This is a genomic window from Rhizobacter sp. Root404 (assembly GCF_001425865.1).
Classification (GTDB): domain Bacteria; phylum Pseudomonadota; class Gammaproteobacteria; order Burkholderiales; family Burkholderiaceae_C; genus LMDS01.
The window spans coordinates 273,541-297,893 of the sequence record NZ_LMDS01000005.1; the positions used below are offsets into that span (position 1 = coordinate 273,541).

General features: G+C 70.1%; 21 protein-coding genes and 1 pseudogene. 14 read left to right on the forward strand and 8 right to left on the reverse strand.

What is annotated here, in order from left to right:
- Positions 1–2: 2 nt before the first annotated feature.
- Both ASC76_RS15455 and ASC76_RS26630 read right to left on the reverse strand, forming a co-directional pair.
- Positions 3–800 (reverse strand): alpha/beta fold hydrolase, encoded by a 798-nt coding sequence (locus ASC76_RS15455; protein WP_056468117.1) that lies wholly within the window; start codon positions 798–800, stop codon positions 3–5.
- 3 nt (positions 801–803) lie between these two features.
- Positions 804–1,663, reverse strand: a pseudogene (locus ASC76_RS26630) (fumarylacetoacetate hydrolase family protein).
- A 163-nt stretch (positions 1,664–1,826) separates the two neighbouring features.
- Here ASC76_RS26630 and ASC76_RS15465 point away from each other — a divergent pair.
- Together ASC76_RS15465 and ASC76_RS15470 are read left to right on the forward strand one after the other, a co-directional pair.
- On the forward strand, positions 1,827–2,534 hold the full coding sequence (locus tag ASC76_RS15465; protein ID WP_056468123.1) for a TetR/AcrR family transcriptional regulator: 708 nt from the start codon (positions 1,827–1,829) through the stop codon (positions 2,532–2,534).
- Positions 2,534–3,394, forward strand: a complete 861-nt coding sequence (locus ASC76_RS15470; protein WP_056468126.1) for an alpha/beta hydrolase — start codon at positions 2,534–2,536, stop codon at positions 3,392–3,394. Before ASC76_RS15465 ends, ASC76_RS15470 begins: the two co-directional genes overlap by 1 nt.
- Here ASC76_RS15470 and ASC76_RS15475 read toward each other — a convergent pair.
- On the reverse strand, positions 3,391–4,737 hold the full coding sequence (locus ASC76_RS15475) for an N-acetylmuramoyl-L-alanine amidase (protein ID WP_056470904.1): 1,347 nt from the start codon (positions 4,735–4,737) through the stop codon (positions 3,391–3,393). The genes ASC76_RS15470 and ASC76_RS15475 overlap by 4 nt on opposite strands.
- Before the next feature lie 29 nt (positions 4,738–4,766).
- Entirely contained in the window at positions 4,767–5,243 is a 477-nt protein-coding gene (gene tsaE / locus ASC76_RS15480; RefSeq protein ID WP_235580481.1) for a tRNA (adenosine(37)-N6)-threonylcarbamoyltransferase complex ATPase subunit type 1 TsaE, read from the reverse strand.
- Between tsaE and queG the strand changes: the two genes are divergently transcribed.
- The 3 genes from queG (at position 5,244) to ASC76_RS15495 (ending at position 9,593) form a co-directional block, all read left to right on the forward strand.
- A complete protein-coding gene (queG, locus tag ASC76_RS15485; RefSeq protein WP_056468129.1) occupies positions 5,244–6,362 on the forward strand; it encodes a tRNA epoxyqueuosine(34) reductase QueG in 1,119 nt (372 codons plus the stop codon). It begins immediately after the preceding gene.
- Complete coding sequence (locus tag ASC76_RS15490) at positions 6,359–7,237, forward strand: phytanoyl-CoA dioxygenase family protein (RefSeq protein ID WP_056468131.1); 879 nt, start codon at positions 6,359–6,361, stop codon at positions 7,235–7,237. Before queG ends, ASC76_RS15490 begins: the two co-directional genes overlap by 4 nt.
- Before the next feature lie 88 nt (positions 7,238–7,325).
- Positions 7,326–9,593, forward strand: coding sequence for a TonB-dependent receptor (locus ASC76_RS15495; protein WP_082549214.1), 2,268 nt, complete (start codon positions 7,326–7,328; stop codon positions 9,591–9,593).
- Here ASC76_RS15495 and ASC76_RS15500 read toward each other — a convergent pair.
- On the reverse strand, positions 9,577–10,479 hold the full coding sequence (locus ASC76_RS15500) for an AEC family transporter (RefSeq protein WP_056468138.1): 903 nt from the start codon (positions 10,477–10,479) through the stop codon (positions 9,577–9,579). The genes ASC76_RS15495 and ASC76_RS15500 overlap by 17 nt on opposite strands.
- Before the next feature lie 112 nt (positions 10,480–10,591).
- Between ASC76_RS15500 and ASC76_RS15505 the strand changes: the two genes are divergently transcribed.
- From ASC76_RS15505 to ASC76_RS15535, 7 genes are all read left to right on the forward strand, one after another.
- Positions 10,592–11,563, forward strand: coding sequence for a tripartite tricarboxylate transporter substrate binding protein BugE (locus tag ASC76_RS15505; protein ID WP_056468141.1), 972 nt, complete (start codon positions 10,592–10,594; stop codon positions 11,561–11,563).
- A complete protein-coding gene (xerD, locus tag ASC76_RS15510) occupies positions 11,560–12,462 on the forward strand; it encodes a site-specific tyrosine recombinase XerD (RefSeq protein WP_056468144.1) in 903 nt (300 codons plus the stop codon). Before ASC76_RS15505 ends, xerD begins: the two co-directional genes overlap by 4 nt.
- 86 nt (positions 12,463–12,548) lie before the next feature.
- Positions 12,549–12,866: a hypothetical protein gene (locus ASC76_RS15515; protein WP_056468147.1), complete on the forward strand. Its 318-nt coding sequence runs from the start codon at positions 12,549–12,551 to the stop codon at positions 12,864–12,866.
- Between the two features lie 155 nt (positions 12,867–13,021).
- Positions 13,022–13,291, forward strand: coding sequence for a GlsB/YeaQ/YmgE family stress response membrane protein (locus tag ASC76_RS15520; protein ID WP_056468150.1), 270 nt, complete (start codon positions 13,022–13,024; stop codon positions 13,289–13,291).
- A gap of 243 nt (positions 13,292–13,534) precedes the next feature.
- A complete protein-coding gene (locus ASC76_RS15525; RefSeq protein ID WP_056468153.1) occupies positions 13,535–14,446 on the forward strand; it encodes an alpha/beta fold hydrolase in 912 nt (303 codons plus the stop codon).
- An 11-nt stretch (positions 14,447–14,457) separates the two neighbouring features.
- On the forward strand, positions 14,458–16,068 hold the full coding sequence (locus ASC76_RS15530; protein ID WP_082549215.1) for a wax ester/triacylglycerol synthase family O-acyltransferase: 1,611 nt from the start codon (positions 14,458–14,460) through the stop codon (positions 16,066–16,068).
- 23 nt (positions 16,069–16,091) lie between these two features.
- Positions 16,092–17,342 carry a glutamate carboxypeptidase gene (locus ASC76_RS15535; RefSeq protein WP_056468156.1) on the forward strand — a complete coding sequence of 417 codons (1,251 nt, stop codon included), beginning with the start codon at positions 16,092–16,094 and terminating at the stop codon, positions 17,340–17,342.
- Positions 17,343–17,399: 57 nt separating this feature from the next.
- Here the strand turns inward: ASC76_RS15535 and ASC76_RS15540 are convergent, their stop codons facing one another.
- On the reverse strand, positions 17,400–17,906 hold the full coding sequence (locus ASC76_RS15540) for a GNAT family N-acetyltransferase (RefSeq protein ID WP_056468160.1): 507 nt from the start codon (positions 17,904–17,906) through the stop codon (positions 17,400–17,402).
- 16 nt (positions 17,907–17,922) lie between these two features.
- The gene (locus ASC76_RS15545; protein ID WP_056468163.1) at positions 17,923–19,461 is read right to left on the reverse strand and encodes a fumarate hydratase; all 1,539 of its coding nucleotides are present in this window, start codon (positions 19,459–19,461) and stop codon (positions 17,923–17,925) included.
- A gap of 54 nt (positions 19,462–19,515) precedes the next feature.
- Here ASC76_RS15545 and nhaA point away from each other — a divergent pair, with 54 nt between their 5' ends.
- Together nhaA and ASC76_RS15555 are read left to right on the forward strand one after the other, a co-directional pair.
- Positions 19,516–20,685, forward strand: coding sequence for a Na+/H+ antiporter NhaA (nhaA, locus tag ASC76_RS15550; RefSeq protein ID WP_056468167.1), 1,170 nt, complete (start codon positions 19,516–19,518; stop codon positions 20,683–20,685).
- Positions 20,686–20,731: 46 nt separating this feature from the next.
- Positions 20,732–23,731: a PAS-domain containing protein gene (locus tag ASC76_RS15555; RefSeq protein WP_162247130.1), complete on the forward strand. Its 3,000-nt coding sequence runs from the start codon at positions 20,732–20,734 to the stop codon at positions 23,729–23,731.
- Here the strand turns inward: ASC76_RS15555 and ASC76_RS15560 are convergent.
- Positions 23,703–24,320, reverse strand: coding sequence for a TIGR00645 family protein (locus ASC76_RS15560; protein ID WP_056468173.1), 618 nt, complete (start codon positions 24,318–24,320; stop codon positions 23,703–23,705). The genes ASC76_RS15555 and ASC76_RS15560 overlap by 29 nt on opposite strands.
- Positions 24,321–24,353: the final 33 nt, after the last annotated feature.

Below are 24,353 nucleotides of genomic sequence, written 5' to 3' on the forward strand. Positions count from 1 at the left end.
GCTCAACTCCTTGCGTGGGCGGCCAGGAACTCGCGCAACTCGCGCTGGCAGTCCTCGGGCCGCTCGATCGGCGTCCAGTGGCCGCAACGCGGCAGCACCACCACCCGGGTGTTCTTCGCGGCGTGCAGCCGGTCCGCCATCGCGCGCACCGATTGCGGCGGGGCGACGCCGTCCTCGTCGCCGGTCACGAGCAGCACCGGCGCGGTGATGGTCTCGACCGCGGCCGGCTGCGCGCCGGCCAGCGCCTCGCAACTGCGCGCATAGGCGTCGCCGTCCTGCCGCAGCAGGCTCTCGCGCACAAAGGCCACGGCCACCGGCTGGCGCTGGCGCGTGTCGGCGGAGATCGCCGCGTTCAGCAGCGCCTGCGTGATCTCGTGCATCGCGGCCAGGCCTTCGCGCGCCTTGGCGGCGCGCGCGGTGATCGCCGTGCGGGCCGCCTCGGGCGGCGCGATCAGCGGGCCGAACAGCGCGACCGAAGCGACGAGCTTGGGATGCGCCGCGGCGATGTGCTGCACAACGATCGTGCCCATCGAGTGGCCGAGCCAGTGCGCGCGCTCGATGCCGAGCCGCTCGCACACGCCGAGCACCGCGGCGACGTAGCCGTCGATCGACAAGGCGCCCTCGACCCGCTGCGACCGGCCGCTGCCCGGCAGGTCGATGCGAATGACCCGGTGGCGCGCCAGCGCCGGCATCAGCGGCGTCCAGGTGCTGGAGCTGCCGCCCAGGCCGTGCACGCAGACGACGACCGGGCCTTCGCCGTCGTCGTCCACCGCGATGCGGTGGATCAGGTGGAATGCCATGGCCTACTCGAACCGGTTCTCGATCGCGCCGATGCCGTCGATCTCGATGCGCACGACGTCGCCGCGCTTCAGCCACTGCGGCGGCTTCAGCCCCATGCCGACGCCGGCCGGCGTGCCGGTGGCGATCACGTCGCCGGGGTGGAGCGTGATGCCGCGCGAGCAGGTCTCGATCAGGCTCGGGATGTCGTGGATCAGGTCCTTCGTCGAACCGTCCTGGCGCAGCGCGCCGTTGACCCAGCCCCGCACGCGGGTCTCACGGCCATCGAGCTCGTCCGCATCCACGGGCCCATCGGGCAGAAGGTGTCGAAGCTCTTGCCGAGGTCCCACTGCTGGTGGCGCATCTGCACGTCGCGCGCGGTCACGTCGTTGACGATGGTGTAGCCGAACACGTGGCCCATCGCGTGCGAGCGCGGGATGTCACGCCCGCCGCGCCCGATCACCACGGCCAGTTCCGACTCGTAGTCGATCTGCGCCGAGACCTGCGCGCCCGGCAGGCGCACCGTATCGAACGGGCCGACCACGCACTGCGGCAGCTTGGTGAAGACGATCGGCCACGGGTCCTCGAGCGGCATGGACTCGCGGAACACCGTGCCGGCCAGTTCCTTCGCGTGGGCGTGGTAGTTGCGGCCGACGCAGAACAGGCTGCGCAGCGGCTGCGGCAGCGGCGCGCGCAGCGTCAGCACCTCGACCGGCAGCCGGGCGCTGGAGGGCGAGGGCAGCGGCTCGCCGCGGGCCAGCGCTTCGATCAACGCCAGCACGCCGCGCGCCGGATCGGCGACCGCAAGCGGCGTGGCCTCGCGACCGTCCGGCGAGATCGTGCCGACGTGATCGCGTCCGCCCCATTGCCAGCTGGCCATGCGCATCGAGTCTTGTCTCCGTGGTGCCCCGCGGTTCTTGCCGGAAGTCCGGCCGACGCGGGATCGGTGAATATGAGACTTGCGTCTCAAATCGGGATCGGTGCATCATACGTGCCGACCCCCGACCTCTACAAGCGATGCCATCCCTTCCCGACCCCGGACAAACCCCATGGCACGCCTGAAGCACCAGCCGAGCGAGGCCCCGCTGCCGCCCGAGCGCGGCGTCAAGGCCGCGACCTTCCGGTTGCTGCTCGACACCGCGATGAACATCATCCGGCAGAGCGGGCACATCCCGTCGGTGGCCGAGGTCGCGGTGCGCTCGAACGTGTCGCGGGCCACCGCCTACCGTTACTTCCCCAGCCGCAGCGCGCTCGTCACCGCGGTGATCGACAGCTCGCTCGGCCCGGTGCGGATCCTGGCGTCCGACAACCCGAGCGGGCGCGAACGGGTGCACGAGCTGTTCGCGCAGACCTTCCCGCGCTTCAAGGAGTTCGAGGCGCAACTGCGCGCGGCCGCGCAGCTGTCGCTCGAGCAGTGGGCGCTGGAGCGCGCCGGCCTGCTCGAGGAGGAGCCTTACCGGCGCGGCCACCGCGTGCGCATCCTGCAGCACGCGATCGAGCCGCTCGCGCCGCTGATGACCGCGGCGACGCGCGACCGGCTGCACCGGGCGCTGTCGGTCGTCTACGGCATCGAGCCGTACGTGATCCTGAAGGACATCTGGGGCCTGCCCGATCGCGAGGTCGAGCGCGTCGCGCTGTGGATGGCCGACGCGTTGATCGACGCGGCGCTGCGCGAATCGGGCCACGTGCCGGCCCGGCACCGGGCCAAGTCGAACGGTGTCAGGACGAACGGCGCCAAGCGGCCGGCGGTCGCATGATGGACACGCCCCTGGATCGACCTTCGCCCGCGTGGTTCGACGCGCAGTACAACAACCGGGCGCGCATTCCGGAGCATCCCTCCATCCTCGCGCATTGGTATGACGAATCCGTTCGTGCCCGCGCGGCGAGCCCGCGCATGGTGGAGGCGGCGTACGGCGACGAGCCGACCGAACGGCTCGACGTGTTCCCTGCAACGGCGCCCGGATCGCCGGTGCTGGTCTACATCCACGGCGGCTACTGGCGCGCGCTGGGCAAGCGGGATCAGAGCTTCATCGCGCCGCCGTTTGTCGCGGCCGGGGCGATGGTGGTGTTGCCGGGCTATGCACTCTGCCCGGCGGTCAGCGTCGAGCAGATCGTGATGCAGATGGTGCGGGCGCTGGCCTGGGTGCACCGGCATGCGGCCGAATACGGCGGCGATCCGCGGCGCATCGTCGTCGCGGGCCACTCGGCCGGCGGTCATCTCGCGGCGATGATGCTGGCGTGCGACTGGCGCGCGGCGGCGCCGGATCTGCCGGCCGATCTGGTGAAGGCGGCGCTGCCGATCTCCGGCCTGTTCGAGCTGGAGCCGCTGCGTCGCGCACCGTTCCTCGCACCGGACCTGAACCTGACGGCCGCCTCGGCGCGGCGCCTGAGTCCGGCGTTCATGCCGCAGCCACATGGCCGGATGGTCACGGTGGTCGGCGGCGACGAGAGCGAGGAGTTCCTGCGCCAGTCCGCGCTGATCGCGCAGAAGTGGCCGCGCTCGGTGATCGGCGCGGAGATCGTGCCGCGGCGCAATCACATGAGCGTCTTGCAGGAGCTGGCCGATCCGTCGTCGCGGACGCACCGACGCGCGCTGAAGCTGCTCCGTCTGGCTTAGAGCTGGCGCGATCTGGCCAGCGGCGGGTTTTTCGCGAAGTAGCGCTGGATCCCGACGCCGAGCGCGTGCACCAGCTGCGCCTGATACGCGGGGTCGCGCAGCTTGGCTTCCTCTTCCGGATTGGAGATGAACGCGGACTCGACCAGGATCGACGGGATGTCGGGCGCCTTCAGCACCGCGAAGCCGGCCTGCTCGACGCTGCCCTTGTGCAGCTTGCCGACCCGGCCGATCTGGCCCAGCACCTCGCCGCCGAGCTTCAGGCTGTCGCGGATCTGCGCGGTGGTGCTCATGTCGAGCAGCGCGCGCAGCACGGCGGCGTCCTTGGCCTTGATGTTGACGCCGCCGATCGCGTCGGCGGCGTTCTCGCGGTTGGCCATCCAGCGCGCGGCGGCGCTGCTGGCGCCGCCCTGGCTCAACGCGAACACCGACGCACCGCGCGCCTGCGGCGTGATGAAGGCGTCGGCGTGGATCGACACGAACAGGTCGGCCTGCACCCGCTGCGCCTTGCGCACCCGCTCGTGCAGCGGCACGAAGAAGTCGGAGTCGCGGGTCAGCATCGCGCGCATGTTGGGCATCGCGTTGATGCGGTCGCGCAGCTGCAGCGCGATCTGCAGCACCACGTCCTTCTCGTGCAGGCCGCTCGGGCCGCTCGCGCCGGGGTCCTCGCCGCCGTGGCCGGGGTCGATCGCGACGACGATCAGCCGGTCGATCTTGCCCTGCACCGAGGGCGGCAGCGGCGCCGGCGTCTGCACCTGCGGCGGCGGGATCGGCGTGGCGGCGATGGGCGGCAGCGCCGCGCCCGGCGCGGGCGGAAGTTGCGCGACCGGCGGGTTGGCGCTGCCGGGCGGCTGCTCCATCTTGCCGATGAACTCGCCGAGCGCGTCCTGCACTGCCTTGGCAGCCTGCTTCTCCGAGACCTCGCGCTCGCGGATCAGCGCGAGCAGCGGGTCGCGCTCCTGCGTCGGATACAGGTCGAACACGAGCCGGTGCCGGTAGGCCGCGACCGGCGCGAGCGTGAACAGCTGCGGCGCGGTCGGCTGCTTCAGGTCGATCACCATGCGCACGACGCGCGGCTGGTTCTGGCCGGCGCGCACGCCGGCGATGAACGGGTCGTCGGCGCGGACCTTGCCGACCAGGTCGCGCAATGCCGGACTGAGCTCGAGGCCGTCGATGTCGATCACGAGCCGGCTCGGGTTCTCGGCCATGAAATGCTTCTGCGCGAGCGGCTGGTCGGACTCGATCGTCACGCGGGTGTAGTCGGCCGCCGGCCAGACCCGCACCGCGACGATGCTGGCGCCGAAGGCGATCTCGCCCGCACCGATCGACAGCGCGAGCACGCCCATCGAGCGCAGGGCCTGGCGCCGTGTCGTGCTCACGGCAGAAGGCTCACGCCGAGCGGCGTGCGGGCATCGAAGCGGGCGCGGCGCTCGTCGCCCGACAGCGGGTCGATGTGGATCTGCAGGTCGGCCTCGGGCAACAGGCCCTCGGCCTTCTCGGGCCATTCGGCGAGCTTCAGTCCGGGGGCGGCGAACACGTCGCGGAAACCGGCGTCCTCCCACTCCTGCGGGTCGTCGAAGCGGTAGAAGTCGAAGTGCGAGGCCGCCACCGACGCGCCGTCGCGCATCACCTCGTACGGCTCGAGCACGGTGTAGGTCGGGCTCTTGACGCGGCCCTCGACGCCGAGCGCATGCAGCAGGTGGCGCACGAAGGTCGTCTTGCCGGCGCCGAGCGGGCCGTGCAGTTCGACGAAGGCATCGGCGAGCCCGGCGTGGCGCGCCAAGGCCTCGGCCGAGGCAGCGCAGGCGGCCTCGTCGGGCCAGTGTTGCGTGCGGGTTTCTAGAATCGGCAAATGTCGGGCACTCGTCGGTGGGATTCGGAAGCGCTTCACGCACTGCTCGCGCAGCTGCGCGAGCACGCTGCATCGCTCGGATTTTCACAGATCGGCGTCGCCGATGTGGACTTGTCCGACGCGGAGCCGGGTCTGTTGCGGTGGCTCGACAACGGCTTCCACGGTTCAATGAGTTACATGGCGGTCCACGGCCTGAAGCGCGCCCGCCCGGTCGAGTTGGTGCCGGGCACCGTGCGCGTGATCACCGCGCGCATGGACTACCTGCCGCGCGAGCTGGCCGACGGCTGGCAGGCCGTCGAATGGCGGCGCCTGGCCGATCCCGAACAGGCTGCGCTGTCGATCTACGCCCGTGGCCGGGACTACCACAAGGTGCTGCGCGCGCGGCTGCAGCAACTGGCTGATCACGCGGCCGCGCTGGTCGGCCCGTTCGGTCACCGCGTGTTCACCGATTCGGCGCCGGTGCTCGAGGTGGAGCTCGCGGCCCGCAGCGGCATCGGCTGGCGCGGCAAGCACACGCTGGTGCTGGACCGCGAGGCGGGCTCGATGTTCTTCCTCGGCGAGATCTACGTCGACCTGCCGCTGCCGCTGACCGCGCCGGCCGAGCCGCACTGCGGCACCTGCACCGCCTGCCTCGACGCCTGCCCGACCGCGGCGATCGTCGCGCCGTACCGGCTCGATGCGCGGCGCTGCATCTCGTACCTGACGATCGAGGAACCAGGGCCGATTCCGGTCGAGTTCCGGGCCGCGATCGGCAACCGCATCTACGGCTGCGACGACTGCCAGCTCGCCTGCCCGTGGAACAAGTTCGCGCAGCGCAGCGCGCTGCCGGATTTCGACGTGCGCGAGGCAGTCGGCCACGGCACCTTGCTGCAGCTCTGGGCCTGGGACGAGGCCGAGTTCCTGCGCCGCACCGAGGGCAGCGCGATCCGCCGCATCGGCTTCGAGCGCTGGCAGCGCAACCTGGCCGTGGCGCTCGGCAACGCGTTGGGTGCGCGTGGCGACCCGGCAGTGCGCCAGGCGCTCGAGGGCCGGCGCGACACTTGCAGTACGCTGGTGCGCGAGCACATCGCCTGGGCGCTCGCCCAGGCGCCGGCACCCCAGGAACGGCCTTCACCATGATCCACCGCTGCACCTTCGACGACGCCACCGGCCTGAGCGACGAGGCGCGTGCCGCCTATGCGCGCGACGGCGTGCTGGTGATCGAGGGCTTCATGCCCACCGAGCGCTGCGAGGCGCTGCGCGCGCGGGCCCGTCAGCTGGTCGCCGAACACGCGCCGCACGCGCCCGGCACGGTGTTCTCGACTCGCGACCAGCGCCATGCGAAGGACGCGTACTTCGAGGCCTCGGCCAGCCGCATCGGCGTGTTCTACGAAGAGGGCGCGTTCGACGCGGACGGCCGGCTGCAGGTGCCGCTCGACCACGCGGTCAACAAGCTCGGCCACGCGATGCACGACCTGGATCCGGTGTTCGACGCCTTCTCGCGCGGCCCGCGCCTGCAGGCCGTGGCCGAGGCGATCGGCCTGGCGGACCCGAAACTGGTGCAGTCGATGTACATCTTCAAGCCGCCCGGCATCGGCGGCGAGGTGAATTGCCACCAGGACGCGACCTACCTGCACACCGAGCCCGAGACCGTGGTCGGCTTCTGGTTCGCGATCGACGACGCGCACCGCGGCAACGGCTGCCTGGGCGGCCTGGCCGGCCAGCACCGGCGCGGGCTGAAGGAACTGTTCCGGCGCGACGCCGACGGCCGGCTCGCGCTCGAGGCGCTGCAGCCGGCGCCGCGGTGGGACATGGGGGCGCTCGAATGGATCGAGGTGCCGCGCGGGTCGCTGGTGATCTTCGACGGCGCGTTCCCGCACCTGTCGGAGGCGAACCGCTCGGCCCAGTCGCGCCACGCGTACACCTTGCATGCGGTCGGCGGCGGCGCCCGCTATCCCGCCAGCAACTGGATTCAGCGGCAACGCGACGATCCGCCGTTTCGCGGGTTTTCCTGAAGCGTCGGCGCCGACTGGAATCTTCACACTCGTTCACGCGTGGCACATCGCTTGCTACGTTTCTTGAACAACTTTCAGTGGAGATCCCATGGTCCACCGCGCCCGTCGCCGCCCCTCACGTCGCCAGCTTTGCCACGCCGGCCTGACCGCTTCATCGCTGATGCTGGCCGTGCCCGCCGCGCTGGCCCAGGCCGTCAGCCCGCCCGCGTCGCCCGCGAGCGCGGCCGGCGTGCTGCAGACCGTGACGGTGACGGCCGAGCGCCGCACCGAGAACATCAAGGACGTGCCGAGCTCGGTCTCCACGCTGTCCGGCGAGAAGCTCGACGTGCTGACCTCCGGCGGCCAGGACATCCGGCTGCTGTCGGGTCGGGTGCCGAGCCTGAACATCGAATCCTCGTTCGGCCGGGCCTTCCCGCGCTTCTACATCCGCGGCTACGGCAACCCCGACTTCCGCGCGAACGCCTCGCAGCCGGTCTCGCTGGTCTATGACGACGTCGTTCTCGAAAGCCCGCTGCTGAAGGGCTTCCCGATCTTCGACCTGTCGCGCGTCGAGGTGCTGGCCGGCCCGCAGGGCAGCCTGTTCGGCCGCAACACCCCGGGCGGCGTGGTCAAGCTCGATTCGGTCGCGCCCGAGATCGGCGCGGTCGACGGCTACGGCAGCCTGTCGTACGGCACCTTCGGCACCGCCAACGTCGAGGCGGCCAAGAGCTTCGCGTTCGGCTCGGCCTGGGCGGCGCGCGTCTCGATGCTCTACCAGCACCGCGACGACTGGGTCAACAACACCCATGCGCCGGGCCCGACCCGCCGGACCGAGGGCTACGACGATCGCGCCGCGCGCATCCAGCTGCTCTACAAGCCGGGCAGCGACTTCAGCGCGCTGTTCAACGCCCACGGCCGCAGCCTGGACGGCAGCGCGCGGGTGTTCCGCGCCAACATCATCAAGAAGGGCACGAATGACCTGGTCGACGGCTTCGAGCCGAACGAGTTCTCGACCGACGGCCGCAACGAGCAGCGCATCACCAGCTACGGCGGCAGCGCCCGGCTGCGCTGGATCTTCGGCGACTACGCGCTGAACTCGATCACCGGGATCGAGAGCGTGCACACCTACAGCCGCGGCGACATCGATGGCGGCTACGGCGCCTCGTTCGCCCCGCCGTCGGGGCCGGGGTTCATCCCGTTCCCGAGCGAGACGGCGGGCGCGTTGCACGGGCACCGCCAGGTGACGCAGGAGTTCCGCGTCGAGTCGCGCTATGCCGCGCCGCTCAACTGGCAGGCGGGCGTTTATTACTTCAACGAGAAGTTCATCTCCGACAGCTACGGCTACAACAGCCTCGGCGGCGGCGCGCAGACCAGCCTGCTGACCGACACGCAGAAGAGCACCTCGTGGGCCGCCTTCGGCTCGCTCAAGTACGACCTGACCCCGGCGCTGAGCATGCGCGCCGGCCTGCGCTACACGAAGGACAAGAAGGAACTGGTGAGCAACGCCGCGGCCATTCCGCTCGGCAGCCAGGTCAACGGCACCAGCGCCGAGCTGAGCGACTCCAAGCCGAGCGGCGACATCAGCGTGCTGTACAAGCTCAGCCCGGCGACCAACGTCTACGCCCGCATCGCCACTGGCTACCGCGGCTCCAGCGTGCAGCCGGCCGGGTTGTTCGGCCCGCAGTCGATCGCCGGCCAGGAGGACACGGTCTCGTACGAGGCCGGCATCAAGTCCGACCTGTTCGACAAGCGTGCCCGGGTCTCGTTCAACGTCTTCCACTACGACGTCAAGAACCTGCAGCTGACCGAGGTCGGCGGCGGCGGCAACAGCAACACGCTGAAGGTCGCGAAGAAGGCGACCGGCCAGGGCTTCGAACTGAACCTCGATGCCTACGCGACGCCGAACCTGCTGCTCACGGCCAGCGCCAGCTACAACGCCACCAAGATCAAGGACCCAAACCTGGTCGTGGCCGGCTGCGGTGGCGGCTGCACGGTGACGAACCCGTCGAACGGTGCCGGCAGCTTCTTCATCGACGGCAACGCGCTGCCGAACGCGCCGAAGTGGATCGCCACGGTCACCGGCCGCTACGCGATCCCGACGGCCAGCGGCGGCGAGTGGTTCGTCTACACCGACTGGAGCTACCGCAGCAAGGTCAACTTCTTCCTGTACGAGTCGGTCGAGTTCACCGGCAAGGCCTACACCGAGGGCGGCCTGCGCATCGGCTACCTGTGGAACGACGGCAAGTACGAGGTCGCCGCGTTCGCCCGCAACATCACCAACAAGGTGGTCGCGACTGGCGGCATCGACTTCAACAACCTGACCGGCTTCATCAACGACCCGCGCACCCTGGGCCTCCAGTTCAAGACGCAGTTCTGATCAAGGCGAGCCAGAACGGCACGCTGACCATGCCCAGCAGCGTGGACAGCGTGACCAGCCCGGCCACATAGCCGCCGTCGCCGCCCATGCGTGACGCCAGCACGTAGCTGGTCGACGACGTCGGCAGCGCCGCGAACAGCACGACGATCAGCCGCTGCGGACCGCTCAGCGCCAGCGCGGCGGTCAGACCGATCGCCAGTGCCGGCAGCACCGCGTGCCGCACCGTCATCAGCGCGGCGGCCAGCCCGGGCGCGCTCTTCAGGCCGCCGACCCGCAGCCCGGCGCCGGTGGCCATCAGGCCGAGCGGCAGGGCGGCCGAGCCGATGCGCTGCAAGGTGGTCGAGACCGCGTCGGGCAGGCTCAGGCCGGCGAGGTTTGCCGCCAGCCCGGCGAGCGTGCTGAGGATCAGCGGGTTGCGCAGCAGCTCGCGCCCGTACGCGTGCCCGCCATGGCGCGCGAGCGGCCAGACCGCCGCGACGTTGGCCAGCGGCACGCACAGCGCGATGCACAGAGCCATCGCGGCCAGGCCGGGCGGGCCGCCCAGGCGCTCGGCCAGCGCGAGCGCGATGAACGAGTTGAAGCGGTACGCGGTCTGCGCGCCCGAGGCATGACGCCGCGGATCGACCCCGGGCCAGCGGCCGATCGACAGCGCCAGCGCGATGCCGACGAGCGTGACGCTGACGCAGGCGGTGACCAGCCCGATCGTCTGCCCCGGCTGCAACGGGCTTTTCAGGATCGACCCGAACAGCAGCACCGGGAAGAGCAGGTAGTAGACGAGGCGTTCGGCTGCGTCCCAGACGCTGCGGTCCAGCGCGGTCCGGCGGCACAGCACGGCACCCAGCGCGATCAAGAGGAAGTCGGGAAGCAGCAGCCACGCGTGGGTCATGCGCCGAGTGTGCCGCACCCCCGACGCGGGGCAGGGTGATCGCTCTGCCGGGTGGCGCGCGCTGGCCCTAAACTCGCCGCCATTCATCAGTTCATCACCGGAGATCCACCCGATGCAACGCAGATTCCTCATCGCCGCCGGCGCCGCCGCCTGGCTCGTCGCCAGCACCGGCGCGTGGGCGCAGGCCTATCCGAACAAGCCGGTCAAGCTGGTCGTGCCGTTCGCGCCGGGCGGCACCACCGACATCGTCGCCCGGGTGCTCTCCGAGAAGATCAGCGGCCCGCTCGGGCAGACCTTGATCGTCGAGAACAAGGCCGGCGGCGGCGGCTCGGTCGGCGCCACCGAGACCGCCAAATCGCCACCCGATGGCTACTCGCTCGGCATGGCCACGGTCTCGACCACGGCCGCGAACCCGGCCATCAACCCGAAGATCCCGTACAACCCGCTGACCGACTTCACGCCGATCATCAACGTCGCCGCCACGCCGAACGTGATCGCCGTGCACCCGAGCTTCCCGGCGCGCGACTACAAGGGCTTCCTCGCGGAGCTGAAGAAGAACCCGGGCAAGTACAGCTTCGCCAGTTCGGGCACCGGCGGCATCGGCCACCTGCAGATGGAGCTGTTCAAGAACCTCTCGGGCACCTTCGTCACGCACATCCCGTACCGCGGCGCGGGCCCGGCGTTGAACGACACCGTCGCCGGTCAGGTGCCGATGATCTTCGACAACCTGCCGTCGGCGCTGCCCTTCATCAAGGACGGCCGCCTGATCGCGATCGTCGTCGCCGCGCCGCAGCGCCTGGCCGTGCTGCCGAACGTGCCGACCTTCAAGGAGGTCGGGCTGGAGCCGGTCAACCGCATGGCCTTCTACGGCATCTACGGGCCCAAGGGCCTGTCCAAGGAGGTCGTCGACAAGGTCAGCGGCGCGGTCAAGAAGACACTGGAAGATCCGGCCGTGAAAAAGCGGATCGAGGAGACCGGCTCGCTGGTCGTCGCGAATTCGCCGAGCGAGTTCGCGGCCCAGATCGCGGCCGAGTACGAGGTCTACAAGAAGGTCGTCGCGCTGCAGAAGCTGACGCTGGATTGAGCCCGAAGGAAGAGAGCCGGGCCTCGATCGAGCGCTTCGTCGATGCGCTCTGGATCGAGGACGGTCTCTCGCAGAACACCGTCGCCGCGTACCGCCGCGACCTGACCCTCTACGCCGACTGGCTCGCCGCCGAGCACGATTGCGCGATCGATGCGACCGGCGAAGCCGAGCTGCTCGGCTACGCGGTCGCGCGCCACGCCACCAGCCGCGCCTCGACCGGCAACCGGCGGCTGACGGTCTTCAAGCGCTACTTTCGCTGGGCCTTGCGCGAGCACCGCCTGACCGCCGACCCGACGCTGCGGCTGGCCAGCGCCAAGCAGCCGCTGCGCGTGCCCAAGACGCTCAGCGAGGCCCAGGTCGAATCACTTCTGCGCGCGCCCGACGTCGACACGCCACTCGGCCTGCGCGACCGCACGATGCTCGAGCTGATGTACGCGAGCGGGCTGCGCGTCAGCGAGATCGTGACGCTCAAGAGCGTGCACCTGAGCCTGTCCGATGGCGCGCTGCGCGTCACCGGCAAGGGCACCAAGGAGCGGCTGGTGCCGTTCGGCGAGGAGGCGCATTCCTGGCTGACACGCTACCTGGCCGAAGGCCGCGCCGCGATCCTGAAGGGGCAGGCCAGCGACGCGCTGTTCGTCACCGGCCGCGGCGGCCCGATGACGCGGCAGATGTTTTGGAAGCTCGTCAAGGCGCACGCGCGCCAGGCCGGCGTTCAGGTGCCGCTGTCGCCGCACACGCTGCGCCATGCCTTCGCGACCCACCTGCTGAACCACGGCGCCGACCTTCGGGCGGTGCAGCTGCTGCTCGGCCATGCCGACATCTCGACCACGACCATCTACACCCATGTCGCACGCGAGCGCCTGAAGGCGCTGCACGCCCAGCATCACCCACGGGGCTGAACGATCCCGGAGCGACCGGAAAAGCGCGCGGATCGCGCCGCTGTTCGCGCCATCGGGACGCCCACGCGGCGCCCAGAATCGTCGTCATGAAGACCAGCACCGACACCGCGGCCCACCTGACTCTGTTCGGCATCGAGCTGCGCAGGCCGACCTGGAACGAATTCACCGCCGTCAGCGTGCTGGCGGTCGGCCTGTGGGTGCTGGCCGTGGGGCTCGCGTTCCGCTTCGGCGCAGGGCTGCAGGCCTTCGACGCGGGCGCGCTGCTGCTGGTCATCGAATGGGGTTGCGTCGCGGCCCGCGCCGGCGTCCGGCCGGATCGCGGCGCCCGGCATGTGTTCGCGAACGTGGCCGTCAGCGCGCTGCTGGTCGGCGTCTACAGCCTGTCCTGGCACATGCTCGCCTGATCCGCGACGGTTCGCCGGGCCGCTCGGCGCGACCGTCGTCCGGGTAGGACTGCGCCGACCCGCGTTCGGCCGAATGGCCGGCTTCGCGCCCCGGGTGCGCTGCGTACTCTTTGCTTCGACCGGCAATCGGGCGGTCGTTCAAAAACGGAGCAACCATGAACATCATCATTTGGCTGGTAGTAGGGGGTTTGATCGGCTGGGTCGCGAGCATGCTGATGCGCACCGATGCGCAGCAAGGGGTCATCCTGAACGTCGTCGTCGGCGTGATCGGGGCCTTGCTCGGCGGGTTCCTTCTGGCGCCGATGTTCGGCACCGGGACGATCAATCAGAACGACTTCAGTCTCGCCAGTCTCGGCGTCTCGCTGCTCGGCGCGGTGATCCTGCTGGCGATCGTGAACCTCGTGCGACGCGGCACGGCCCGCTGACCCGACGGGTTCCCTGTTTCGGCGACCGCAGCTTCGGCTGCGGTTCGTCGTTTCGCGACTTCAAACAGGCGGGTGTGCTGGCCTCGGTCGCGAAGGAAGCGCGGCGCGGCGCGTTCTTGAGGCATGAAATCGGCAGGTAGGGGGCATGCGGGTTCTACCACGGTGCATCTGCGTGTTTCCACTACGCCCGGCGACGCGGGCGAGCGCGTAGCCTGACGGGTCGCCCCGTTCCCGTTCCGCGCCATGCCTTCAGCCGCCCGCTCCATCCGTGCCAACGGCATCGATCTGACGTTCGACACCTTCGGCGATCGCGCGCATCCGCCGGTGCTGCTGATCATGGGGTTGGGGGTGCAGATGATCGGCTGGGACGACGCGTTCTGTGCCGAGCTGGCCGGCCGCGGGCGCTGGGTCGTGCGCTTCGACAACCGCGACGTCGGCCTGTCCACGAAGTTCAACGAGGCCGGCGTGCCGGACATCGGGCAGCTGCTCCACGCGGCGCTGCTCGGCCAGCCCGTCACGGTGCCGTATCGGCTGACCGACATGGCGGCCGATGCCATCGGGCTGCTCGACGCGCTGGCGATCGACGCTGCGCATGTCGTCGGCGTCTCGATGGGCGGTGCGATCGCGCAGACGATGGCGATCGAGCACCCGCAGCGGCTGCGCACGCTGACCTCGATCATGGCGACCAGCGGACACCCCGCGCTGCCGCCGCCGACGCCCGAGGCGATGCAGGCGCTGCTGACGCCGACGCCTCTCGACTACCCGGGCTACCTCGCGCGCTACCTCAAGACCTGGAACCTGCTGCGCGCCGGCAGCTTCCCGCTCGACGAGGCGCGTGACGAAGAGCGCGCGAAGGCCGCGTTCGACCGCGGCCTGAATCCGCCCGGCGTCGCGCGCCAGCTGGCCGCGATCATCGCGTCGGGCAGCCGGCGCGCGGCGCTCGCCGGCGTGCGCACCCCCACGCTCGTGATCCACGGCGACGCCGACCCGCTGGTGCCGCTGGCGCACGGGCAGGACGTGGCCGCCGCAGTGCCGGGCGCGCGGATCGACATCGTGCCCGGGATGGGCCACGCGCTGCCGATCTCGCTGTGGCCGCGCCTCATCGACGCGATCGCCGCACACACCGCGCATACCGCGAAGCCGCAGATTTCTTGACAGGACGAACCATGGACCACCTCAGCAGCGTCGACGCTTCCTTCCTCCACCTCGAGACGCCCGAGACGCCGATGCACGTCGGCAGCCTGATGCTGTTCGAGCTGCCGGCCGGCTACGAGGGCGACTACTTTGAGGACGTGAAGGCGATGATCGCCGCGCGCTTCCACCTGTGCAGCATCTTCCACCGCAAGCTCGCGCAGATGCCGTTCGAGCTGACCGATCCGGTCTGGATCGAGGACGACGACGTCGACCTCGACTACCACGTGCGCAGCGTCACCCTGCGCAAGCCCGGCTCGATGGCGCAGCTCGAACAGCTCATCGCCCGATTGCACGCCACGCTGCTCGACCGCAGCCGCCCGCTGTGGGAGGTCTATGTGATCGAGGGGCTGGGCAATGGCCAGATCGCCTACTACACCAAGGCCCACCACAGCGGTATCGACGGCAAGGCCGGCGTCGAACTGGCGAAGGTGTTCTACGACATGTCGCCGGCGGTGCGCGAGGTCAAGCCACCGCGCCACACCCGCGCCACGGCGAACTACCAGCTCGGCGTGGCTGAACTGCTGCAGGCCGCCGTTTCCAACACCGCCAAACAGTACTTGAAGGCCGCGAAGATGCTGCCGAAGGCCGCGCGGGCGATCGGTGCCGGCGCGAAGATCGTCGCGTCACGCAAGACCGCGCCCGGCGCCCGCAGCCTGCGCCTCGGCATGGCGCCGAAGACGATCTTCAACGCGTCGATCACCAACCAGCGTTCGTACGCGACGATGTCGCTGCCGCTGGGCGAGATGAAGGCCCTGGGCAAGCGCGTCGGCGGCACCGTCAACACGGTGGTGATGGCGATGTGCGCGAGCGCGCTGCGGCAGTTCCTGCTCGAGCGCGACCTGCTGCCGGCCAAGTCGCTGATCGCCTCGGTGCCCGTCAGCCTGCGCAGCGCCGACGACAGCTCGATGAACAACCAGGTCTCGATGATCCGCGTCGACCTGGCGACCGACCTGGCCGATCCGGCGGCGCGCTTCAAGGCGATCCACGCGTCGTCGGAAGACGCGAAGGCCGTGGTCAGCACGTTGAAACCGGTGCTCGGGACCGACGTGCCGATCACCGGCTCGCCGTGGCTGATGACCGGGCTGGCCTCGCTGTTCGGCCGCTCGGGCCTGGCGAACCGGCTGCCGGCGATGGGCAACGTCACGATCTCCAACGTGCCGGGCCTGCCGATGGAGCTCTACATGGCCGGCGCGAAGATGCTGCACTTCTACCCGGTCTCGATCCCGTACCACGCGGCGGCACTGAACATCACGGTGCAGAGCTACGCCGGCACGATGGAGTTCGGCATCACCGCCTGCCGCCGCGTGCTGTCGCAGGCCGAGGCGCACGAGCTGATCGAGCTGTTGAAGGTCGGGCTGCGGGAGATCGAGGCGCTGGAGCCGGTTGCCGCTGTCGCCGAGGTGGCAGAAGTCGCCACGGCGCCAGCCGCAGAATCGGAGCCGGCCAAGCGGGCGCGGGCGCCGGCGCGCAAGACGCGCGCGACGGCCAAGCCGGCCGCCAAGGCAGCGCCGAAGACCGCGGCCAAGCCTGCCGTCAAACCTGCCGCCAAGCCGCGTGCGCGACAGCGCGCCGCGAGTGCCTGACCTGACGTTTCGTGGAGTTCCCGATGATCAAACGCTCGCTACTCGCCATGGCCGCGGCGCTCGCCCTGGGGCACGCCCCGGTCCGCGCTGCACCGGACGCGAAAGTCATGGCTGCCGCCACCGCCGCCCAGCCGGCCGTCGTCGACACCCTGAAGAGCCTGGTGATGATCGAGAGCGGCAGCAGCGACGTCGACGGCCTCGCGAAGATCGCCACGCTGCTCGACGACCGCCTGAAGGCGCTCGGCTTCAAGACCGAACGTCGCAAGGCCACGCCCGGCGTCGGCGCCGACATCGTGGTGGGCACGCTCACCGGCAGCGGCAAGCGCAGGATCGTGCTGCAGGCCCACATGGACACCGTGTACGAGAAGGGCATCCTGCAGAGCCAGCCGTACAAGCAGGACGGCAACAAGCTCTACGGCCCCGGCATCGCCGACGACAAGGGCGGCATCGCGGTCATCCTGCATGCGCTGCAGATCCTGAAGGACGCGGGCTGGAAGGACTACGCCACGCTGACCGTGCTGTTCAACCCCGACGAGGAGATCGGCTCGCGCGGATCGGGCGAGTTCATCTCGGCCACCGCGGACCAGGCCGACGTGGTGCTGTCGTTCGAGCCGACCGCGGCGAAGGCGGTCGCGAAGGGCGAGTCGCTGCTGCTGGGTGCGGCCGGCATCGCCGCGGTCACGCTGGAGGTCAAGGGCCGGGCCGCGCATGCGGGTGCCGCCCCCGACATGGGCCGCAACGCGATCATCGAGATCTCGCACCAGATGCTGCAGACCCGCGACATCGCGAAGGACATCCCGGGCGCGACGCTGAACTGGACCAACGTGGTCTCGAACAAGGCGACCAACCAGATTCCCGAACTCGCGGTCGCGAAGGGCGACGTGCGGATCACCGTGCCGGGCGCCGAGGAGAAGCTCAACGCGGCGCTGCAGGCCAAGCTCGCGAGCAGCAAGCTGGTGCCCGACACCGTGACGACCGCGAAGCTCGAAGTGGGGCGCCCGGCGTTCGTCGCCGGCGCACCGGGCCGCGCGCTGGCCGAGCGCGCGCAGGCCATCTACAGGGAAATGGACCGCGAGCTCGGCCTCGTGCCGATGACGGGCGGCGGGACCGACGCCGCGTTCGCGCGACGCTCCGGCAAGGCCACCGTCGTCGAGAGCTTCGGCCTCGCCGGCTTCGGCTACCACGCCCGTGACGAATACATCGAACTCGACTCGATCGTGCCGCGGCTCTATCTGGTGACGCGGCTGCTGACGGAGATCGGCAAGCAGCCTTGAGATCGTTGGGGGTCGCGGAGCGAGCCGAGCGCCCCAGGCGGCATCGTGTGCCGACCGTCAAATGACGGTCGCGTAACGCAGTTCCTCGATCTCGCGTCCGCCGAGAGTGAAGCGCTGCGAAGACGCGGGCTCGACAGCGAACCCCGCCCGTTCGTAGAAGCGCATCGCCCGCGCGTTGCCGGCGAGCACCCACAGGATCACCGACTTGAACCCCCGCTCGGCGAGACGCGTGCGCGCAGCCAGCCACAACGCCCGGCCTGCGCCGGTCGAGACGTGGGGCGGGTCGAGGTAGATCGCCCACAGCTCGCCGATGTCAGCCGCTGCGCCCTTGTCGCGTGCCGCACCGAACGAGACCCAGCCGATCACGCGAGCCTCGCGGCGCGCGACCAGCAGTTCCGGCTGCCCCGCCGCGATCGCCTCGCGCCACATCGCCTCGCGCTCGTCGACCGAGAGCGACGCGAGATGGTCGTCGGGCATGATGCCGACATACGCCGCGCGCCACGCGTCGACGTGGATCTGCGCGATCGCGCGGGCGTCGTCCGCCGCGGCCGGCTCGATCAGCATGGCCGTGTTCGAGCGCTCAGGCCACCGCGACCGGGATCTTGCCGATGCTCGAGCGGATCCTGGCTTCCCATTCCTTCGGCCCGGTCTCGTGCACCGAGACGCCGTTGGAATCGACCGCGACGGTGACCGGCATGTCCGTGACGTCGAACTCGTAGATCGCTTCCATGCCCAGGTCGGCGAAGCCGACGACCTCGGCATGCTGGATGGCCTTCGAGACGAGATAGGCCGCGCCGCCCACCGCCATCAGGTACGCGCTCTGGTGCTTCTTGATCGCCTCGATGCCGGCCGGCCCGCGCTCGGCCTTGCCGATCATCCCGATCAGTCCGGTCTGCGCCAGCATCATCTCGGTGAACTTGTCCATCCGCGTCGCCGTGGTCGGGCCGGCCGGGCCGACGACCTCGTCGCGCACCGGATCGACCGGGCCGACGTAATAGATCACCCGGTTCGTGAAGTCCACCGGCAGCTTCTCGCCCTTGGCGAGCATGTCCTGGATGCGCTTGTGCGCGGCGTCGCGGCCGGTCAGCATCTTGCCGCTGAGCAGCAGCGTGTCGCCCGGCTTCCACGCGGCGACCTGCTCTTTCGTCAGCGTGTTCAGGTCGACCTTCTTGGACCGGTTGTAGTCGGGTGCCCACTTCACGTCGGGCCACAGGTCCAGGCTCGGCGGCGTCAGGTAGGCCGCACCCGAGCCGTCCAGCACGAAATGGGCGTGGCGCGTGGCGGCGCAGTTCGGGATCATCGCGACCGGCTTGCTCGCGGCGTGGGTCGGGTAGGTCGCGATCTTCACGTCGAGCACCGTCGTCAGCCCGCCCAGGCCCTGCGCGCCGATGCCCAGCGCGTTGATCTTGTCGCACAGCTCGATGCGCAGTTCCTCGAGCTTGTTCTGCGGGCCGCGAGCCTTCAGCTCGTACATGTCGATGTCTTCCATCAGGCTCTGCTTGGCCATCAGCATCGCGCGCTCGGCGGTGCCGCCGATGCCGATGCCCAGCATGCCCGGCGGGCACCAGCCGGCACCCATCGTCGGCACCGTCTTCATGACCCAGTCGACCAGCGAGTCGCTCGGGTTCATCATCACGAACTTGCTCTTGTTCTCGCTGCCGCCGCCCTTGGCGGCGACCTGCACGTCCACCGTGTTGCCCGGCACCAGCGTCATGTGGATCACCGCGGGCGTGTTGTCCTTGGTGTTCTTGCGCTCGAAGTGCGGGTCGGCCACGATGCTCGCGCGCAGCACGTTGTCGGGGTTCAGGTAGCCCTGGCGCACGCCGTCGTTCACGGCCTCCTCGATGCCGGCCGGGAAACCCTCGAAGCGCACGTCCATGCCGATCTTCAGGAACACGTTGACGATGCCGGTGTCCTGGCAGATCGGGCGGCGGCCCTCGGCGCACATCTTCGAGTTCGTCAGGATCTGCGCGATCGCGTCCTTCGCCGCCGGGCTCTGCTCGGCCTCGTAGGCGCGCGCGAGGTGGGCGATGTAGTCGGCCGGGTGGTAGTAGCTGATGTACTGCAGCGCGCCGGCGACGCTCTCGACGAGGTCGGCATAGCGGATCGTGGTGGTCATGGGGGTGGGCTCGTTGACAATGCCCCTCAAGTTTACTGAACCGAGGACGCTCACGTGATCAGCAGCATCCGGCGCTTCATCGCCTCCGAGTCGGCCGGCGGCATCGTCCTCGCGCTCGCCGCGGTGGTCGCCCTGATCGTCAGCAATTCGCCGCTCGGCCCGCTTTACCGCGAGTTCATCGGCCTGCGCGGCGAGGTCCGCATCGCCAACGACTGGCTGGTGCTGGCCAAGCCGCTGCTGCTGTGGGTGAACGACTTGTGGATGGCGGTGTTCTTCTTCGTCGTCGGCCTGGAGATCAAGCGCGAGGTGCTCGCCGGCGAGCTGGCGTCGGTCAAGCAGGCCTCGCTGCCGGCTGTCGCGGCGCTTGGCGGGATGATCGTGCCGGCGCTGATCTACGTCGCGCTGAACCACGCCGACCCGGTCGCGCTGCGCGGCTGGGCGATCCCGACCGCCACCGACATCGCGTTCGCCCTCGGCATCCTGATGCTGCTCGGCTCGCGTGTGCCGGCCTCGCTGAAGGTCTTCCTGACGGCGGTCGCGATCATCGACGACCTCGGCGCGATCGTTGTGATCGCCGCGTTCTACACCGCGCAGCTCTCGCTGCCGATGCTGGCGGCGGCCGGCGGCGGCATCGTGCTGCTGGTGCTGCTGAACCGCGCGAGGGTGATGCACATCGGCCCCTATGTCGTGATCGGGCTGGTGATCTGGGTCTGCGTGCTCAAGTCCGGCATCCACGCGACGCTGGCCGGCGTCGTCACCGCGATGGCGATCCCGCTGCGCGATCCGCAGGGCGGCTCGCCGCTCGAGACCGCCGAGCACGCGCTGCACCCGTGGGTCGCCTTCGTCGTGCTGCCGATGTTCGCGTTCGCGAACGCCGGCGTGAACCTGCAGGGCGTCTCGCTGGCCACCCTGGCGCAGGGCATCCCGCTCGGCATCGCGCTCGGCCTGGTGCTGGGCAAGGCGGTCGGCGTGTTCGGCGCTTCATGGCTGTTGATGCGGCTCACCGGCGCGGCGCTGCCGGCCGAGTCGACGACACGGCAGTTCTTCGGTGTCTGCGTGCTGTGCGGCATCGGCTTCACGATGAGCCTGTTCATCGGCGGACTCGCGTTCGTCGGTCAGGACGCCGCCTACGAGACCCAGGTCAAGCTGGGCGTGCTCGGCGGCTCACTGATCGCCGGCGTGCTCGGGGTGTTGCTGCTGCTGCGCGGAGGCGCCCGCCACTGACGCGCCCCGCTCAAGAACCGGCCCGCCCTGTCGATACCGAATGGTCATGAACTTCCCGGCCGATCCCGTCGTTCCCTCCGTCGACGGCGCCGTGCTGGAACGCGCGTTGCTGATGCGCAAGGTGGTGATGCACCGCGCCAACCTGGCGCGGGCGCATGTCGGGTCGTTCGGTGCCGCACTGCTGCTGGCCGCGATGCTGCACGGCGCCGCGCCCAGCCGGCTGCTGTTCGGCTGGCTGGCGTTGCTGCTGGCGGTGTTCATCGGCCGCTACGCGATGGTCCGCAGCCTGCCCCCGGCCGGCGACGATCCGGTGCGCAACCGTGCGTCGCTGAACCTGATGCGCGCCGGCTTCCTCGCCCACGGCCTGGCCTGGGGACTGTGCGGCCTGATGCCGCTGGCGCCCTCCGATGTGCTGCACCTCGCGATCATCATGATGGTGGCGACCGGGGTCATGCTCAGCAGCTTCGCCGTGACCTCGTTCGACCTGTCGGCCGCCTTGCTGTTCGCGGTGCCGATCAGCGCGCCGATGTGCCTGCGGCTGTTCCTGCGAGACGACCCGACCTACTGGCTGCTGGCCGTCACGATGCTCGGCGCGGTGGTGTTCCTCAGCCTGACCTCGGGGCGCGCGTACCGCGTCGTCCGCAATTTCGAGGCCCTGCGCCTGGCTGCCGAGGGGCAGGCCGAAGCGCTGCGGTTCAGCGAGCAGTTGCTGGAGCGCACCGGCGCCTCCGCCGGCATCGGCGGCTGGGAGCTCGAACTGCCGGCGCAGACGCTGCGCCTGACGGCGCAGTTCGACCGCATCCACGGCCTCGAGCCGGCACTGCCGGCCTCGCTGGAACGCTGCCTCGCGCTCTACGAGCCGCAGCCGCAGGCCCGGATCCGCGCGGCGTTGGCGGCGGTCGCGGCGACGGGCGAGCCGTTCGACCAGGAGCACCCGCTGACGGCCGCCGATGGCCAGTCCCACTGGGTGCGGCTCACCGGCCACGCGCAGCGGGACGCCGGCGGCGTGATCGTCGGCGTCGGCGGCGTCGTCCAGGACATCACGGCGCGCAAGCTGGCCCAGCGGTCCCTGCAGACGGCGCGCGACACGCTTCAGAACACGCTGGACAGCATGGCCCAGGGCATCGTCAGCCTCGACCCGGAGGGGCGCTTGCGGGTGCACAACCGGCGCGCGCTCGAGCTGCTGGACCTGCCGGCCGAGATCATGGTGGCCGGCACGCCGTACGACGAGGTGGTGCGTCACCAGATCGCGCGCGGCGACCTCGCCGCTGACGCGAGCTACATCGACGCCGAGGGCGAGCGCCGCTACATCCCGGGCGGCCGCAAGCACGCGCCCGAGACCTACGTGCGGCGCACCCGGCGCGGCCTGCTGATCGAGGTCCGCACCCGCCACCTGGCCGACGGCGGCATGGTGCGCACCTATGCCGACGTGACCGCCCATGTCGAAGCGCAGCGCGCACTGCGCAACAACGAAGCCGAACTGCGGGAACTGCTCGGTGCGTTCCCGGGCTCGATCGCGGTGATGAACGCCGAGTTCGTCTGCACCTACGCGAACGAACGGATGGCGGCCCTGGTCGACCGTCCGCGCGACCAGGTCGTCGGCCACGCGGTGCGGGAGATTCTCGGCGATGAAGGTTTCGAGCGCCTGCATGCGCGCATCGCGCCCGCGGCGCCGGGCACCTTGCTGACCACCGAATCCGAGTACCCGGCCACCGCCGTCCGCCCCCATAGCTGGCTGCAGATCACCTACGCGATCGGGATGCAGGATCCCGCAGGCGGCCGCAACACGTATGTCTTCGGTGTCGACATCAGCGCCCGCAAGCGGGCCGAGCAGGCGCTGACCGCCGCCAAGGAGGAGGCCGAGCGCGCCAACCATGCCAAGTCGCAGTTCCTGTCGAGCATGTCGCACGAGTTGCGCACACCGATGAACGCGATCCTCGGTTTCGGCCAGCTGCTGCTCGCCGACGACCAGCAGCCGCTCGGCACCACCCATCGCGAGTACGCGCGCCAGATCCTGCGCGGTGGTCGCCACCTGCTGGACTTGATCAACGAGGTGCTCGACCTGGCGCAGATCGAGACCGGCAAGCTGCGCATCTCGCTCGAGCCGGTCCAGCTCGGCGAGGTGCTGCAGGAGTGCCTGACGCTGCTGCGCCCGCTGGCCCAGCAGGCCGGCATCGCGCTGCAGGCGCCGCAGGGCTCGGCATGCGAGGCCTGGGTCCAGGCGGACCGCACGCGCCTGAAGCAGGTGCTGCTGAACCTGTTGTCGAACGCGATCAAGTACAACCGGCAGGGCGGCACGGTCGGTCTGCGCTGCGACGACGAAGACGAGGGCGAGGGCGAGGACGGGAGGGTCCGCATCGAGGTCCGTGACGACGGCCCCGGGCTCGACCCGATGCAGCAGGCACGCCTGTTCCAGGCCTTCGAGCGCCTCGAGGCGGGCAGCACCAGCGTGGAGGGCGCCGGGCTCGGGCTGGTGCTGAGCCGCCACTTCATGAAGTCGATGCACGGCGAGATCGGGCTGCGCAGCGATCCCGGGCAGGGCAGCCAGTTCTGGATCCGGCTGCCGCGCGCCGCGGCCGCGCGGGTGGCGGCGGTGCGCGCCGCCGAGGCGCCGCGCCCGCCGGTGCTTGCCGACGCGGCGGGCCTCGCACGCAAGGCGCTCTACATCGAGGACAACCCGGTCAACGTGCTGCTGATGGAAGCCATGCTCGCGCGCATCCCCGGCCTGCAGCTGATCACGGCGGCATTGCCGTCGATCGGGCTGCGGCTCGCCGCCGAGGAGAACCTCGACCTCGTGTTGCTGGACATCCAGCTGCCCGAGATGGACGGGTTCGAGGTGCTGCGGCGCCTGCGCCTGCAAGACGCCACGCGGGCGATCCCGGTCGTCGCGGTCAGCGCCAACGCGATGCCGGCGGACATCGAGAAGGGCCTGTCGGCGGGCTTCGAGCGCTACCTGCCGAAACCGCTCGACATCGACGAGCTGACCCGGGCGGTCGAGGCCGCGCTCGCCTCGGCCGTCAGTGCGCGGCCGGCGCCGACGCGTTGAGCAGCTTGTCGGTGTAGGCGATCGCGATCGCCGACAGCAGGAACGCGAGGTGGATGATGGTCTGCCACATCAGCACCTCGGGCTTCATGCTGGCGGCGCTGATGAAGCTCTTCAACAGGTGGATCGAGCTGATGCCGATGATCGCGGTGCCGAGCTTGACCTTCAGCACCGAGGCATTGACGTGGCTCAACCACTCGGGTTCGTCGGGGTGGCCTTCGAGTTCCATGCGGCTGACGAAGGTCTCGTAGCCGCCGACGATCACCATGATCAGCAGGTTCGAGATCATCACGACGTCGACCAGCGCGAGGACGGCCAGCATGATCACGGTCTCGGTCAGCTTCGCGGACTGACCGTCCGGAAACACGTAGCCCATGCCCTCGACCAGCGCCGTCAGCGCGGCCTGGCTGCCGAATGCCGCTTCCACGAGGTGCGTCAGCTCGACGAGGAAATGGAACACGTAGACGCACTGCGCCAGGATCAGCCCCAGGTACAGCGGCAGCTGCAGCCAGCGGCTCATGAAGATGAACGCCGGCAGCGGGCGCAGCTTCACGGCATGGTTGGGGCGGAGGGGATCGGGGGCTTGGGCCATGCGGGTTCGTCGGGAAGACGGCTGAGAGATACT